15 protein-coding genes are annotated in these 14,344 nt (G+C 52.3%); 2 read left to right on the top strand and 13 right to left on the bottom strand.

Annotated features, from left to right (window positions below):
* Positions 1 to 4 precede the first annotated feature (4 nt).
* From KF749_06085 to KF749_06030, 12 genes are all read right to left on the bottom strand, one after another.
* The gene (locus KF749_06085) at positions 5 to 688 is read right to left on the bottom strand and encodes a YHS domain-containing protein (protein MBX2990723.1); all 684 of its coding nucleotides are present in this window, start codon (positions 686 to 688) and stop codon (positions 5 to 7) included.
* A gap of 24 nt (positions 689 to 712) precedes the next feature.
* Positions 713 to 1,144: a hypothetical protein gene (locus KF749_06080; protein ID MBX2990722.1), complete on the bottom strand. Its 432-nt coding sequence runs from the start codon at positions 1,142 to 1,144 to the stop codon at positions 713 to 715.
* 111 nt (positions 1,145 to 1,255) lie between these two features.
* Positions 1,256 to 1,702, bottom strand: coding sequence for a hypothetical protein (locus tag KF749_06075; GenBank protein ID MBX2990721.1), 447 nt, complete (start codon positions 1,700 to 1,702; stop codon positions 1,256 to 1,258).
* Between the two features lie 67 nt (positions 1,703 to 1,769).
* Positions 1,770 to 2,459 (bottom strand): deoxynucleoside kinase, encoded by a 690-nt coding sequence (locus KF749_06070; protein MBX2990720.1) that lies wholly within the window; start codon positions 2,457 to 2,459, stop codon positions 1,770 to 1,772.
* Positions 2,460 to 2,467: 8 nt separating this feature from the next.
* Positions 2,468 to 3,352, bottom strand: coding sequence for a cobalamin-binding protein (locus KF749_06065; protein ID MBX2990719.1), 885 nt, complete (start codon positions 3,350 to 3,352; stop codon positions 2,468 to 2,470).
* A gap of 43 nt (positions 3,353 to 3,395) precedes the next feature.
* The gene (locus tag KF749_06060; protein ID MBX2990718.1) at positions 3,396 to 4,298 is read right to left on the bottom strand and encodes an AEC family transporter; all 903 of its coding nucleotides are present in this window, start codon (positions 4,296 to 4,298) and stop codon (positions 3,396 to 3,398) included.
* Positions 4,295 to 4,981: a dienelactone hydrolase family protein gene (locus tag KF749_06055; protein ID MBX2990717.1), complete on the bottom strand. Its 687-nt coding sequence runs from the start codon at positions 4,979 to 4,981 to the stop codon at positions 4,295 to 4,297. The genes KF749_06060 and KF749_06055 overlap by 4 nt, the downstream gene beginning before the upstream one ends.
* Before the next feature lie 72 nt (positions 4,982 to 5,053).
* On the bottom strand, positions 5,054 to 6,529 hold the full coding sequence (locus KF749_06050) for an ABC transporter permease subunit (GenBank protein ID MBX2990716.1): 1,476 nt from the start codon (positions 6,527 to 6,529) through the stop codon (positions 5,054 to 5,056).
* 55 nt (positions 6,530 to 6,584) lie between these two features.
* Complete coding sequence (locus KF749_06045; GenBank protein MBX2990715.1) at positions 6,585 to 7,997, bottom strand: ABC transporter permease subunit; 1,413 nt, start codon at positions 7,995 to 7,997, stop codon at positions 6,585 to 6,587.
* A gap of 15 nt (positions 7,998 to 8,012) precedes the next feature.
* Positions 8,013 to 8,744 (bottom strand): ABC transporter ATP-binding protein, encoded by a 732-nt coding sequence (locus KF749_06040; protein MBX2990714.1) that lies wholly within the window; start codon positions 8,742 to 8,744, stop codon positions 8,013 to 8,015.
* Positions 8,745 to 8,768: 24 nt separating this feature from the next.
* Positions 8,769 to 10,256: a hypothetical protein gene (locus tag KF749_06035; protein ID MBX2990713.1), complete on the bottom strand. Its 1,488-nt coding sequence runs from the start codon at positions 10,254 to 10,256 to the stop codon at positions 8,769 to 8,771.
* 8 nt (positions 10,257 to 10,264) lie between these two features.
* A complete protein-coding gene (locus KF749_06030) occupies positions 10,265 to 10,984 on the bottom strand; it encodes a PDZ domain-containing protein (protein MBX2990712.1) in 720 nt (239 codons plus the stop codon).
* Positions 10,985 to 11,153: 169 nt separating this feature from the next.
* Here KF749_06030 and KF749_06025 point away from each other — a divergent pair, with 169 nt between their 5' ends.
* Together KF749_06025 and KF749_06020 are read left to right on the top strand one after the other, a co-directional pair.
* Complete coding sequence (locus KF749_06025; protein MBX2990711.1) at positions 11,154 to 12,848, top strand: HAMP domain-containing histidine kinase; 1,695 nt, start codon at positions 11,154 to 11,156, stop codon at positions 12,846 to 12,848.
* On the top strand, positions 12,845 to 13,531 hold the full coding sequence (locus KF749_06020) for a response regulator transcription factor (protein MBX2990710.1): 687 nt from the start codon (positions 12,845 to 12,847) through the stop codon (positions 13,529 to 13,531). Before KF749_06025 ends, KF749_06020 begins: the two co-directional genes overlap by 4 nt.
* An 86-nt stretch (positions 13,532 to 13,617) precedes the next feature.
* Here KF749_06020 and KF749_06015 read toward each other — a convergent pair whose 3' ends face one another.
* A complete protein-coding gene (locus KF749_06015) occupies positions 13,618 to 14,118 on the bottom strand; it encodes a nuclear transport factor 2 family protein (GenBank protein ID MBX2990709.1) in 501 nt (166 codons plus the stop codon).
* Positions 14,119 to 14,344 lie beyond the last annotated feature (226 nt).

The raw sequence follows: 14,344 nt of genomic DNA, 5'->3' as shown, positions 1-14,344 counted from the left end.
TCATTCACCTCGTGTTCGAATCCACCCGAACGTACGACGAAGGCTCCTTCGCAAACCGTTCAACACAGGAAAGCGAACAAAACCAATATTTCTTCCCGTCAACGTGGAGTTCTCCCGCGGCACGTCCAATATCGACTTGCATTTTGCAGACGGGATCAATGGCGTATTCGTGCGAGAAACCGGACAGAACTATTTCATACAAATCGACAGGCTGCGGCAGGTTTTTGAGAGAAATCAGTCCCTGGTGCTCAACTTCAATTTTGGACGAACCCGCCTCGCTGATGATGTCGACAATACGCTTTGTGCCCAGAACCTGGCCCCCCTTCGCTTGTGCAGCTACTCGTGCCGTAAGATTCACCGTTGAACCAAAGTAACGGTTTCCCCGGAGTAGTGCCGGCCCGTGATGTACACCTGCCCGAACAACAGGGAAACTTGCCCGCGTCGCGATAACTTTGTAGAGGGCCGACAGAGCGTCCAATGCAACAAAGGGATCCGGGAATACGAGAAACGCGCAATCACCGATGAGTTCCTGGATTTGTCCCGGTGGCCCGACGGATGTCCGAATCAATTCACTGAAATCGTCTATGAGGTCGGCGGCCGCAACTTCGCCGTGCGAGTCGGTGAGCGCGGTATACCCGGCGATATCGACGAAACAGAATGTCGCATCGATATTTTTACCTTCGCTCATGGGAACCTGATGTGTGAAGAAGAGTCACGCTGCGATCTTCTCTTGAGCCATTTTCACTGAAATGCCCAATGCCAAAAGATAGATGCCAATGAGCAAATCGACGGAGCCACAGAACTCAGGCCACCACAAGGGTGCACCGGAATTTACAAACAAGGCATTGTGAACAAAATCATAGAGTGCATGGCCTACGTAGCCGATTGCCAAAACAAACAAGGCAGTGAAGCTGCGTAAACGATATGCCCAATACGACAGGGCAAGGAACAATACACCGGCAAGCAACTCGCTTTGCAACGCTGTGTAGTCAGAGCCGTAGACGGCGAATACCAGATAGTACACCGGAAATGTCGAGAGCAGCAGCGGATACACCCAGTTACCCTTTTCTAATTTCGTCTTCCGAAACAACACCACGACGAGTATTGCGACGGCAATGCCTACTGCAAGAGCGTACAGATTCACAATGTGTTCTCCTTGCCTAATTACTATTCATACTGTTTCCATATGATACTGGACCGGCGCCGCTGTCACGTCGCTGCGACTGCCCTCTCTGCCGCGATAGCCAAGAAGGATCTACTTGACAATAATTGCCAAGGGTTGCTCAAACTGGAACTCGTCAAAGTAACGCCTGTATTTTTCTTTCAGTCGTCCAAGCATGGCTTCATCAGTTCTGCCCACCAAAACAACCAAAATTCCGCGTTTGCCAGGTTGCAGAGCCTCCAGCTGCCCGATCAAGCGATCCAAAGTTGGTTTCTTGTCCAAGTTTCTCTTCACCTCAATGAACGCCTCACCCTTGAAGAGCATTCCAGACCACTTCACACAGATGTCAGTTGTGGTGCCTGTATGTCGGTACTCCTTTTCGACTGAGCAATCGCTGGGGACAGCTTCACGAATGTAGGCAAGGAGAGAGTCTCGATACTTGAGTTCACTATCAAACTCGGTTGGCTGCCAATCTCCAATGAGCTTTCGCAGACCAGGTACTAGACCCGACTTAGCGACATCAGCTTTTGTAAGTTTCATAAGGCATTCCATTTTGGGTTCTTGTTTCGTTTGCAAACAATCCAAAACCAACTTCATTTGGAAATGATTACCCCAACTTCCTCTCAATCATCCTCACCAACCGTTCTAAATCTTCCTGCTTGTTCACAAAATCCAGCTCGTCGGATTCGACGACGAGCAGCGGGCCTTTTTTGTAGCGGGCAATCCAGGACTCGTAGTGCTTGTTGAGTTGTTCGAGGTATTCCTTCTTGATGGACTGCTCGAAGTCCCGGCCGCGTAGCGAGATTTGCTTGACTAACGTGTCAACATTGGCGCGCAGGTAAATCAGCAAGTCCGGCGGGCGGAGGTACTCTGTCATCACTTCATACAGCGCAACGTAGTTCTCGTAGTCGCGGCGTTCCATGTTGCCGATCTCATAGAGGTTGCGCGCAAAAATCTCGGCATCTTCGTAAATCACCCTGTCGAGTATTACCGACTCCGGCCCCTCGGTGATCGCCTTGTGACTGCGGAAACGGTTGGAGAGAAAATAGACTTGCAGGTTGAACGACCAGCGCTTCATGTCGGCATAGAAGTCGCTGAGGTACGGATTATCCTCGACCGATTCAAAGAACGGCTTCCATCCGTAGCGCAAGCTCAGCAGATTCGTCAGCGACGATTTGCCGGCGCCGATGTTGCCAGCGACTGCGATGAAGACCTTCCTCCTCGATCTTTTCGTTACGCGACGTTTTCCCCCTGACTTTCCGCGGTTTGCTTTTACTGGTCTTTTCTTCGTGTTCATTCGTGTCCTTAGTGGATAAGTTTGTGCAGCGCCTCAAGTCCCTCGATTGCGCGGGGACCGGGACGCGATACAATATCTGAATCAATCCTGAAAATCTTCTTCTGCCGGTATGCGTTCAATGTTGACCATTCGGGGTACAGGTGAATGAGGCCGGCAGGATCGGAAAGAACATCCGACAGAAAAATAAGTACATCGGGATTGTCCTTCAATACGGCTTCACGGCTGTACGCCGGATAGGTTGACGAAGCTTTCGCAGCAGTGTTCACTCCTCCCGCAAGCGAGATCAGTTCTGCCAGAAACGTCCCTTGCCCGACAACGATGACCGGCTGAAGAGAAACAAACAGCAGCACTGTATGCCTTTTCGATGCCGATGCCGCGAGAACGATCGAGTCTGCGCGTGTCTTCAGCGAATGGACAACCGTCATCGCTTGCGCCGCGCGTCCGGTTAGTGTTCCGAGTTGAGAGATGGATGTGTAGATGCCGTCGAGGGAACGCGGGTTCGTCACAAACACAGGAATGCCGAAACCCGTCAGTTTGTTGAAATCCTCTCTCACATTTCCTTCCATGCTCAGCACAATCAAATCCGGCTTCAGACTGATGATGGTTTCGATGTTGGGATTGATGACGCCGCCGACACGCTGTTTCGTCTTTGCCTCTGCCGGATAGTTGCAGTAGTCTGTTACCCCCACGATCTGATCTCCTGCGCCGACTGCAAACAGTGTCTCGGTGATGCTCGGTGCAAGCGAAACGATGCGTTGTGCAGGCGAGCGAAGAATAACGGTTCGCTGCAAATCGTCAATGATGCTGACCTGAGAGAAAGATGATGAAGCGATGAACAGAAGGAGAAGAACAACGAGGCTTTGATGTGCCGGTAGAATGCGGTAATGTTTCATGTGGGAATATAGAAGCAGAAGAGCGGAGATGCAAGAATTGCTGCTACAGCACTCGGGTTACGACGAACCACCAAAGCGCCGTTGTGACAAGCGAGAGCGGGACTCCAATGCTCACCATCAAGTTCGACAGGCGGGGATTGAGCCGGTACTCCGCCGCGAGAATTGCAGAGGTGATCATCGGCGCCGTCGCAGCTTCGAATACGCTTGTTTGCGGAATCACCCCCTTCGCTTGGACAAGTAGCGCGACGAGAAGCACAAGAGCTGGCGCAAGTATCAGCTTGGAGGCAAGCCCCAGCGCAAGGTTGCGCGCATCGCTTTTCATTTCAGAAAACCGGACCTGCAACCCCACCGAGAAAAGGGCGAGAGGGATAAGTGTATCCGACAACTTCTCGAACAACGGATTGAACAATTGAAGATTTACGAACGGTGGCAGGAGAATAGCAGCAACAAAAGCGAGAAAAGGTGGAAACCGGAAGACGTTTCCGGCAATCTTCGTGATGTTCGCTTTTCCATCGGATGAAGCGTGAATCGCCGTCATGACGCCCAGCGTTGAGAGAACGACAAAGGAGAGTTGATCACATATGACAGCTATCCGCAACCCCTCTTCGCCGAAGTACGCCTGTGTGAGAGGAAAACCGAGGAACGACGTGTTGCCCAAACCTGCTGTGAGCAACAACGCCGATTGAGTCATCCTGTCGATTGCGAACCGGCGTGCAGCGAGTGTTATCGCAGCCCACGCGCCGGCCCAGACGATGAACGGCATCGTTACAGGGATGATGAGCTCCGACGTCCAGGTTATTGCCGGCACATAGAACAGAGCGACAGAAGGCAAGGCGATGTAGAGAATCCAAATGTTGATTCCCCTGTGCGCATCTTTCGGAAGAATACGCGAACGCTGAAGGAGCCATCCGGCGGTAAGACAAAAAGCGATGAGAAGGAAGTTCATCGTGGAGAAATTAGTTCAGAAGACCATTCGGTGAAGGTTCGGGCGAGTTCAGTCAAAACATCCTCATCGCTTCTGCCCGTTCGCTTCGGCACATGAAATGAATGATCTGCTTCTTCAATAACAAACAACGTTGCGCGTTTGCCCAATTTCTTGCAGACGGGTTTCAGCAAGCCAAGATCGGCGAGCGCATCACGCGTTCCCTGCAAGAACAACATCGGCAGTTTGACGTTTGAGAGATGTTGTGCCCTTTCGGTGGATGGTTCTCCGGCTGGATGCAACGGGAAACCGAAGAAGATAAGTCCGTTCACCCGCGGAAGCGGCTCTTCGGATGCGGCAAGCGATGTCATTCTCCCTCCCATCGATTTGCCTCCCGCAAAGATCGGGAGTCCTTCAGCGATGCTGCCGGCAAGCGCGACGGCGGAGCGGACTGTTGCCAGAAGAACGGGTTTCGGGTCGGGACGCCTCGAGCCTTTCTCGGTGAAAGGGAAATTGTAGCGAAGAGTTGCGATGCCGTTCCGGGCAAGTTCCTGCGACGCGTTTTCCATGAAATGGTGCCGCATATCCGCTCCCGCGCCGTGGGCGAAGAGAAGAAGACAGGTTGCATTCTTCGGCTTCAGCAGCAATGCGCTGACGCGTCCCGATGATTCGCTTGCATGAAATGAGAGTTCTTTTGCTCGCGGCATGTGTATAGAGAAGAAGACGTTGCCCGGTTTGCCTCTGCAAAGATACAAAAGGTTGCAGCGGAATTCCAGACTTCATCCAGCCGAGTAACGCACATCGTACCTGAGGAACATAACGAACGCCGCGGCGAAAGCAATCAGAGAGAATAGACTCAGTAAACCGAAATCCACGATGCTTCGTGCAAGCACAGAACTGATTGATGCACGCTCCCGGGTGAACTCCGGAATGCCGCTGAGGTCGAGCGCGATCTCCCGTCCCGTATCGATCTTGACCCCCCGCTCGCTGTCGACGGAAATCCTGATACCTCCCGAGTCGCCCGACTCCTTCTGCTTCTGCTGTTTGTACCGGTTGAAGGCAGTCCGGTAGATGTTCAAAGCGTCCTCGTAGCGCGCTTTCAGCGTGATATCGGTTTCGGCAAGATTCATGACTGCTAACTGGAATGCCGAGACGGGCGAGAATCGCGACAGCATAAACGCGAGACGTTCTTGTTCATGTTTTCTGTTGCGGAGTTCTTCTTTTAAGATGCGGGCATTTTCGTCGATGGCGTTTTGTACAAGTTTGCGGCTGCCGTCATCCTGTTCGGCCCATTCCCATTCCATTTCCTCTCTCTTTGTGGAACGTTCGTTTTCGGGAAACTGCTGCAACCATGTGTTGCGCTTCCGCCATTCTTCCCCCAGCTCCTTCATGTGAACGCTCCATTGATCCTTCGCATAGCTGTCCTGGCGCGCCTCGACTTCCGCTACTGTCGGAACCTGCACAATCCGGCCTGCGAGCATCACCGCAGCGCGCGGGATGATCAAGACGCCTGAAACCCACGCAACAAGACAGAAGAGGAACGACACGCTCGACCTTCTCGTCAACAATGAGACCAGGACGCCGAATGCCATGAAGAACGTAAACAGAAGCAGCGATGCCCCGAGAAGCAATCCGAGTCTCAGCCAATGGTCGCTTGTCATCGGTATGCCCAACAACGGAAGGAGGAGAAGACTGATGAGCACGGGAATCGCCAGCGGTAATACGAGTCCAAACCATGTACCGGCGAATTTTGCTATAACAAGACTTGCCCGAGGGACGGCATTCGAGAGGAGAAGCTGCAACGTGCCGCGTTCACGTTCTCCGTTCACGGCATCGTACGTAAAGAGGATTGCGAACAGCGTCAAGACAACCTGAACGATAAACGTGAAATCAATGAAGCGGAAGAATGCAAAGATCGGGTCGTCGCTGTACGTGCTGTTGACAAGTTTCACCGGTTGCCAGTTGGTAATGCCCGAGACACGCCCCACATCGTTGTGGACGCCCGAGACGAAGATCTGCATCGGGTCGGGTTCGCGGTACACGCGGGTGTTCAACTGCATCCACCCTCTTGCTTCCCTCATCTCCTGGCGGACCAGCTCGTTGGCGGCATGATACTGCCGGGTGTATGAATGAAATTCCTGAATTCCGACATACACGCTCAGCAACAGAAGTATGGAGACTACAGCAAATGTTGTCGTGAATTTCGGACTGAGAAGGATGGAGCGGAGTTCTTTGAGCAGCAATGTGATGAACATGATAAGACCGTGTTTGTGATTTCCGGATTACAGATTACAGTTACGGTTCAAACATCTATCGTACATCGTAACGGAGAAACGAGATAAACGCGCCGGCGAAGAATATCAGGCAAAACAGGATCAGAATACCGAGATCGACGGCAATGCTCCGCATCGAAGCAGAAAGCGAGGGCGGTTGAAATGCAAAGACCGGAAGCTCGGCCGGATTGATCGGCTTCTTCTCCTCCTGGGTATCGGTAGTAATGCGGAAGATAAACGCGCCACTCGGCGATGTGCCTGTCTTGCCCTTGATAAACTCCGCAAATGCCTGCTGGTAGCGTTCCGCCTGGAGTTTGTATTCGTCTTTCAAATGAAGTCCGGTTCCTGCAACGGTTGTGCTTGCGAACGAAAATACTGCCGACGGCGATACACGCGCAAGTCCGAACGCAAGCCGTTCCTGCACCTGCTGGCGGTTCTTTCTCTCTTCATTCAATCGTGAAGCAAACTCCTGCATGTTCTTATCACGCGCGGAGCCGAGGTTTGACATGAATTTCTGAAACTCCTTCATCATCTCTTCCGGAGGGAGATTTTCAGGAGCGCGGAAGTCTGCCATTGCCTTCCGTTGTTCCTGCCACAATGATGCCGAGTAGCGCGAACGCTTTGACGCGATTTCGTCGACGCTCGGCACGTCAACTGCACGGCCCGCAAGCAGCACAGCGGTTCGGGGAAGTATCATCACGGAAAAAATCCAGATGACGAGCAGCATGAGAAATGACGTCGATGACTTCTGCGTCGCAGCGGAGACAAACATGGATACTGCAAGAAAGACGCTGAAATACAGATATCCTGCTGCGATTACCAACGAAAGCCGCACCCAGTCACCCCATTGCATTGGAATGCCGGCAGCAATCAGAATGAGACATCCGAGCAGTATCGGAATCAGCAACGGCACGGCGAGTCCCAAGACCGATCCTGCCATCTTGCCCAGTATGTACGACGTGCGCGGGATGGGATTGGCAAACGTAAGCCGGAGCGTGCCGCGTTCCTTTTCTCCATTTATCGAATCATAAGCGAACAGAATGGCGAACAGTGACAGTACTATCTGTATGATGAAATCGAGATCGAGGAATCGGAAAACGGCATAGATCGGGTCTTCGCCGTAGCGGCTGTCTTGCGCGGCGATGTCGCCGCTCCCGCGAATCTCCGCCGTCCGTCCAATGTCGTTCGACACGCCGTTCACGAGCGATGCGATCGGGCGCGGCGGAAGAAAGATCCGGTGATTGCGGACTTCCGACCAATCCGTCATCGTTTCCATCGCCCGCAGGTTCTCACGCTTCGATGCTTCGTATTGCTCGTTCCCGATTTGCCAGTTTTTCGCCCCGACATAGAATGAAAGAAGAATCAGTAACGAACAGACGCCGAATGTCACGGCAAACTTCGATGAGGCGACAATCTCCCGGAGTTCTTTGAAGAGGATAAGTCTTGTCATGGTTCGATCTCCGGGCTAAGCCTGACGGCCTTCGATGTAACGCATATATACTTTTTCAAGATCTTGTCCGGCAAGTGCCTGAGCGGACTCCTGCATCACAAGTCGGCCGCGGTTCATAATACCGATAGTGTCAGCGACTTCCTTCGCGCGAAAAATATCGTGTGTTGACATAAGTATTGCCCGGCCTTCAGCTTTCAGCGATTCGAGCAATCGCTGAAACTCATATGCGGCCTGCGGATCGAGGCCCGATGTCGGTTCGTCGAGCACAATCGCAGGCGCATCCTTGAGAATCGCTATTGCGATTCCGCATTTCTGTCTCATGCCTTTCGAAAACCCCTTCAGCTTTTTGTCGTGCGCCTCGTCCTGCAGCCCGACACGGCGCAACACAGTCCGGTATTCATCCTTTTTGTAGTGTGTCTTGCCTCCAAGACGGGCGAAGAAATCGAGGTTTTGTATTGCGCTAAAATCCTGGTACAGCATCACATTTTCGGAAACGTACGAGACATGCTTCTTCGCTTCGAGCGGCTTTGTGTGTGTAACGATACCGTTGATCTTTGCTTCACCGGACGTCGGCTCGATGAAGTTGAGAAAGATGTTGATTGTCGTTGTTTTACCCGCGCCGTTTGCGCCGAGGATTGTAAAAATCTCCCCGGAATGTACAGAGAACGTAACGTTGTCGAGCGCAAGCACGCCGTCTTCATATTGTTTTGTGAGATTGGCAGCTTCAAAGAGAGGATTCTGTTGCATGAGTTGTCCTTGTAAGATTGATAGCTACTTGCGTGATAATCGAATTCCGAAGGCGACGATGCCGCCCACCAAACCAAGAATCAGCAGAACGAGTACCAACGTTCCGAACACACTTGCGTCGGCTGTCACTTCAACTGTTACAATCTTGTCCTCTGCATTCACCGGTTGATTGTCGGACAATGCGCTTGTGCGCAGACGAATGTCGTATCGACCGACGGAAATTCCCGACGGCGGGACAGCCGTCAGCGCGATTCTCCTTTCTTCGTTGATGTCGAGCATCGGAATCACTGCTGGGTCGATCGTTTTCGACCAATTCAGCGGTAGATCGACGTCAATTTTGAGATTGTCGAGACGCCGCGTTCCCTCGTTTACAACATCAACCGTCATCTCCATCTGCCCGTCGGGTTTGATGGTGTGATAGAGTTGCGGGGCACGGACAAGAATGCGCCCTCTTCCTCGGGGCATAAGTTCGAGGCGAACGTATCCGACATTCAGATCTTTGATTTCTTCTTCCGTCCATTCTTTCTCTCCCGCTTTTCTCACTTCTCTAACTTTGTCCGCCGGGATAACGAGAACATAGAAAGGTATGGCTGTATCCATCGGCACGCGTTCGTTCGGGCGATCAGGCAGTGAAACTTCCAATCCCGCCTGCCGGGCATTGACGTTTTCCGTGAACTTGATTTGACTCAGCCGGGCCTGGCTTCCCACATCCTTGAAAAATCTGTTGATTTGTTGGGGGAGATTGATCACTTCAAGGCTGAAGGTGTTGTCGATGCCGCTGAACAGCTCGAGCCGCAAATCGAATGTTGCGGATTTTCCGAGTTCGACTTCCTGCGAGAATTGTTGTGACTGCACAATCACTTTGTTTGCGGTGTTGTCCTTTTGCAGCAGAATCTTCAGCGTGCGGCTTGTGCCGTTGCCGTAGATGATGTTCACGGTAACGGCATCGAGATCCTGCAACAACCCGAAGTCCGCCCGCTTTGGCTGTCCCGACCGTAACTGCTCGATCTTCGCTTCATACGGTTGCGAGATGATTGCCCCGTCATTGTTGTAGAGAGAGATGTACACGTTGTGAATCATGTCGGGTTGGAGAGAGCGGAACAGCGGGTCGTCGAGTCCGAGAAGTTTCTGAAACTCCTCCGTCGCCCCCGACGCATTCGCAACCGTCAGGCGGACGCGCTTCGTTCCGTCTGCTGCTTGATACTTCACGGCTTTGTCAATGGAAACATACTGCTGCTCGAACAGTACAGCAAGCAGCGATTGCTGGTAGTTCACCTCGGCATCGGCGAAGGAATTCTTCACGCGGTCAAGCTCAACTTGCGAGATGAGTCCTTTGCGAAACAACTCTTGCTGCCTCTCGTACTCTTTGCGTTGGACTTCAAAATACTCCTTCGCCCGCTTCAGGCCAAGAAGCCTGTACTTATCGTCGCGCTGATTGAAGCTGTTGTATTGTGCTTCGGCTTGCGGATATATCAGAACTATTGATGCTATGAAAACAAGAATCTTCAGCATGTCTGTTTTTACTTCTTGATGATGACGTTTCCACGCGGCTCGGGGCGCTTCATCGTGAAAGACACGGCTTTGCCGTCCCGAACAAGCTCGAAGCGTAACTCGCCCCCAACGGCGGTGGCATCGAACGTTGAAGAGAATTCCTGCACAGAAGCAATCCGTTTTCCGTTGAGTGATGTGATAACATCCCCCGATTTGAACAGCCCTGATGTTTCGTCAAGTATCTCTGCAACGACCACATTATCCTTTTGCTTCCGGACAATAATGCCGAGAGCGGGAAGAACGTCCTCATCGCCGGAAGCCCCGTCGCTTTTCCTGATAATCATCTTCTGAGAACCCTCCTTCGGATCTTTCTTCACAAACGTCACAATATGCGGTCGTCCCTCTCTGCGCAAGCCGAGTTTTACCTCGCTGCCAATTGCAGCCTGTTCGAAACTCTCACGCAGTTCCGCAATCGTTCCAACGCGTTTACCATTGATCATTCCGACCTCATCTCCTTTCGTGATATCGAAGGTTGAAGACTTGTCGGATGATTGTATCGGGAGGGTTGTGCCGACGGTGAGTTTTCCATTCTCCTCCATAATGACTGCGCCAATCTCAGGAATGATCACTGTTGTCTTTGCTTCAAATCTGATCATCTTCTTTTCTCCCTGCCCGCTCCAGTTTTGGGCTGCGGGAGAAACGAAGATGGCAAGATGAGTCAACGCAAGAAGCAGAAGTAGCACGCGCATAGTAAAACTCCAATCTGTAGGATGTGATGGATTCGACGAACGGTTCTTCGAACGCTAAGTTGCAGAAAAAGATGCAAGCCGCCAAGTTAACGTTTGTGAGGAAGTGTTAAGATTTGTAAAGAGCGGAGGAGAGAGTAGAAGGGGACGAAAGAGGTTCGTATATTCGAACATGAAGCTCTCGAAGCAAACAATCGGCATTCTCGTTGCGGGGATGGCAGTCGCGTTGGGCGGAATTCTGTTCCTTCAGTACAGATTTCTCCAACGCTCGCTCGAGTTGAAAGATCAGACCTTCCGCCAGAATGTTCTTGCTGCACTCAACGCCGCCGTTGCCGTCATCGAAGAAGCTGATGCCCGCGACCGGTTTCTCCTTTTTGTATCCGATTCCACCGGCCATCGCCCGATGACGTTCTCATACTCCGACACAAAGAAGCGCGTTCTCAAAAGGGACTCCGGCCAAACCGTTATGGTGTCGGCGTTTACGACGGGGGGAGGCTCGTCAACAGCACTCGTTGGCGACAAGCTCTCGTACCAACTCGGCACGCAGCAGAAAGTTACCGTCAAGGTGTTCGACCCGTTCGGCAAGTTAGACACCGTTCTCGTTGATGCAAAGAAGGGCGAGGGGAAACATGAGTTGACGCTTCCGGGCGAGAAGATGAAGAAAGGCGTGTACATCATTCAAGTGCGGACGGACAGTTTGTTCTCGACATACCGTTGGGATGGCGCGGGAGGAGCCGTATCGTTTGAAATGCCTGCTAAACAAATTGATGGAGAGAGAATCATCAGTCGCATTACGCAGACTGTTGCCGGGAAGGAGGCGCCGCCGCTTTCGGAGCGCATCAACAATGAACAGGTTGACTCCGTTGTTGCGCGGTTTCTCCAACAAGGGGGAATTGATTTTCCGTACGAGTTTGAGGTGAGAGACAAGAAGGATAGTCTCGTTGCGGGACGCGTTTCCGGCAACGCGGCGATGGCGCGGGAGTCGGCGTTCACGGTGCCGGTTTTCTCGCACGATTTTTCCGGGATGCCGGCAACGCTGATGGTACGGTTTCCCGATTACAAATCCCAATTGATGAAGGAGTTCATACCCGAATCGGTGTTGCACCTTCTGTTCGTCGGCGTTGTGCTTGCAAGCTTCGGGTTTACCGTGAGGACGATGTTGCGGCAGAAGGAACTCGGCGAGCGCGTGACGGACTTCATCAACAACATGACACATGAGTTCAAGACACCCCTTTCAACCATCGCGCTCGCCAGCGAAGCGTTGCGGCGCCCCGATGTTCTCCGGATGAAGAAGAAGATCGCCGAGTACAACAACGTGATTGCCGACGAGAACACGCGGATGCGCAAACAGATCGAGAAAATACTGCACATGGCGGCGCTGGAGGAGGGGGAGGTGGAATTCCGCCGCGAGCTGCTTGACGTTCATGCAATCATCGACAAAGCGGTTGCGGCCGCTTCGGTTCCGGTCTCAACGAGAGGCGGAACGCTTACAACATTGCTCGATGCGCGAAGATCGATAGTTGCTGGCGACAGCGTTCACATTGAGAATGTGATCAGAAACGTTCTCGACAACGCTGAGAAGTACTCGTCCGACGCTCCGACCATTGTTGTAACGACGGGTAACAGCGAGCATCACCTCGTTATTCGAGTCATTGATCATGGTATTGGAATGGCACAAGAGCACGCGGCACGCGCTTTCGAAAAGTACTATCGTGTCCCGACAGGTAACCTGCACGACGTCAAGGGTTTCGGCATCGGATTGAGTTATGTGAAGCTGGTTGTGGAGAAGCACGGCGGAACGGCATCTATTCAGAGCGAGAAGGGATCGGGTACGACAGTTGAACTGCGACTTCCGGTTGTATCATGAAACGGCGAATCCTTCTTCTCGAAGATGACGTCAATCTTGCATTCATGCTTCAGGAACATCTTGAGGCACACGGCTTTGCGGTGATCCGGAAAGCCAACGGTGACGAAGGGCTTGCAGAATTCAGCGCAGAGCGCTTCGATCTGTGTCTTGTCGATGTGATGATGCCGAAGCGGGATGGCTTCACATTCGTGCGCGAGTTGCGGATGAAGGACGAGGAAACGCCCGTTATTTTTTTGACGGCGAAGGCGATGAAAGAAGACCGGGTTCAAGGATTCAAAGCGGGCGGCGACGATTATGTTACGAAACCGTTCAGCATGGAAGAATTATTGCTGAGGATTGAAGCAGTTCTCAAGCGGACAGGAAAACCGTTGAGGGGGGCTTCAGGACCCATTCCCATCGGAAGGTACTCATTTGATGCAAACAAGCAGCTTCTTCTTCTTGGAAAAAAGAAGACGAAACTCACTTCAACGGAGTCGCTTCTTCTTCAAATACTCTATCAGCATCGGAACGCGACAGTCGAGCGTTCCACAATTCTGAACACGATTTGGGGAAGCGACACGTACTTCAACGGCCGTAGCCTTGATGTGTTCATCTCAAAACTCCGCAAGTATCTTACGGGTGATCCCTCACTCGAGATCAAGAACACTCACGGCAAGGGGTACAAGTTGATCACCGCAGAGTAAGCAGGCCGTTGAAGGAGGTCTTTTCGCAGTCATTGCACCTGCACAATTCGCGGCGCACACTCGTCCGGCATGCGCCGCCATTTGTGCTAATTGCCGGAAGGTTGGTCAGGCGGTGGAGGCATCGGTACAGAAGCATGATCCATCAGATACACCCACTTGCCCTCCTTCTTCGCCTTCACGTCCGTATATCTTCCTGTAACATCCACTTGCGCCGAAGGCATGGTGAAACGCCATTTGCCCGAGCCGATGACCACGGTGCCCATTGCCCTGTTGCTCGTTTCGACAAACTCCAACTTTCCGTCTGTTGCCTGTGAGAATTCCTTCATCATTCCCTCCTTCATCTTGTCCCAGCCGCGCACTTCCATTTCGCCGGGAGGATAGGAAACGAGGTCGGGACTGTTCCAATATAATGCCATGATAGCGTCAACATTCTTGCTGTTGTATGCTTCAAGCCAGGCTTTGTCCAAGGCATCAGCTTCAGTCACCATTTTTTCCGGTGCATCGCCCGCGGGCGCGCAGCCGGCTACAAGCGCAGCGGCAACGATGAAAAGCAATACATGAGTGATTGAGAAAAATCCGGATCGCATAGTGGCTCCTATGATTGTAGTGGGTTGTTTAGTGGATTCATGAGCTTGAGAATGGTGACCGGATAATCGATTCGGGGTAAAAGCCGCTGTCGTCCGGCAACGATGAAGTGCATGGGCTGTTGTGGCGAGACTGCATGAAAGAACAATGTGGCTGTGAGCCGGAGTGTGATACCGCGTTGCAGCGGCAGACTATCAAACGGAATTTTCCGGTGTGATGCAAGAGTTC

Source organism: Bacteroidota bacterium (assembly GCA_019637975.1).
GTDB lineage: Bacteria > Bacteroidota > Ignavibacteria > UBA10030 > UBA6906 > CAADGV01.
This window is presented reverse-complemented; position numbering and strand designations above follow the sequence as displayed.

Excerpts from the sequence above, each read along its gene's own strand:
- KF749_06085 (MBX2990723.1), bottom strand. The coding sequence starts at position 688 with ATGAGCGAAGGTAAAAATATCGATGCGACATTCTGTTTCGTCGATATC.
- KF749_06075 (MBX2990721.1), bottom strand. The coding sequence starts at position 1,702 with ATGAAACTTACAAAAGCTGATGTCGCTAAGTCGGGTCTAGTACCTGGT.
- KF749_06070 (MBX2990720.1), bottom strand. The coding sequence starts at position 2,459 with ATGAACACGAAGAAAAGACCAGTAAAAGCAAACCGCGGAAAGTCAGGG.
- KF749_06065 (MBX2990719.1), bottom strand. The coding sequence starts at position 3,352 with ATGAAACATTACCGCATTCTACCGGCACATCAAAGCCTCGTTGTTCTT.
- KF749_06060 (MBX2990718.1), bottom strand. The coding sequence starts at position 4,298 with ATGAACTTCCTTCTCATCGCTTTTTGTCTTACCGCCGGATGGCTCCTT.
- KF749_06055 (MBX2990717.1), bottom strand. The coding sequence starts at position 4,981 with ATGCCGCGAGCAAAAGAACTCTCATTTCATGCAAGCGAATCATCGGGA.
- KF749_06050 (MBX2990716.1), bottom strand. The coding sequence starts at position 6,529 with ATGTTCATCACATTGCTGCTCAAAGAACTCCGCTCCATCCTTCTCAGT.
- KF749_06045 (MBX2990715.1), bottom strand. The coding sequence starts at position 7,997 with ATGACAAGACTTATCCTCTTCAAAGAACTCCGGGAGATTGTCGCCTCA.
- KF749_06040 (MBX2990714.1), bottom strand. The coding sequence starts at position 8,744 with ATGCAACAGAATCCTCTCTTTGAAGCTGCCAATCTCACAAAACAATAT.
- KF749_06035 (MBX2990713.1), bottom strand. The coding sequence starts at position 10,256 with ATGCTGAAGATTCTTGTTTTCATAGCATCAATAGTTCTGATATATCCG.
- KF749_06030 (MBX2990712.1), bottom strand. The coding sequence starts at position 10,984 with ATGCGCGTGCTACTTCTGCTTCTTGCGTTGACTCATCTTGCCATCTTC.
- KF749_06025 (MBX2990711.1), top strand. The coding sequence starts at position 11,154 with ATGAAGCTCTCGAAGCAAACAATCGGCATTCTCGTTGCGGGGATGGCA.
- KF749_06020 (MBX2990710.1), top strand. The coding sequence starts at position 12,845 with ATGAAACGGCGAATCCTTCTTCTCGAAGATGACGTCAATCTTGCATTC.
- KF749_06015 (MBX2990709.1), bottom strand. The coding sequence starts at position 14,118 with ATGCGATCCGGATTTTTCTCAATCACTCATGTATTGCTTTTCATCGTT.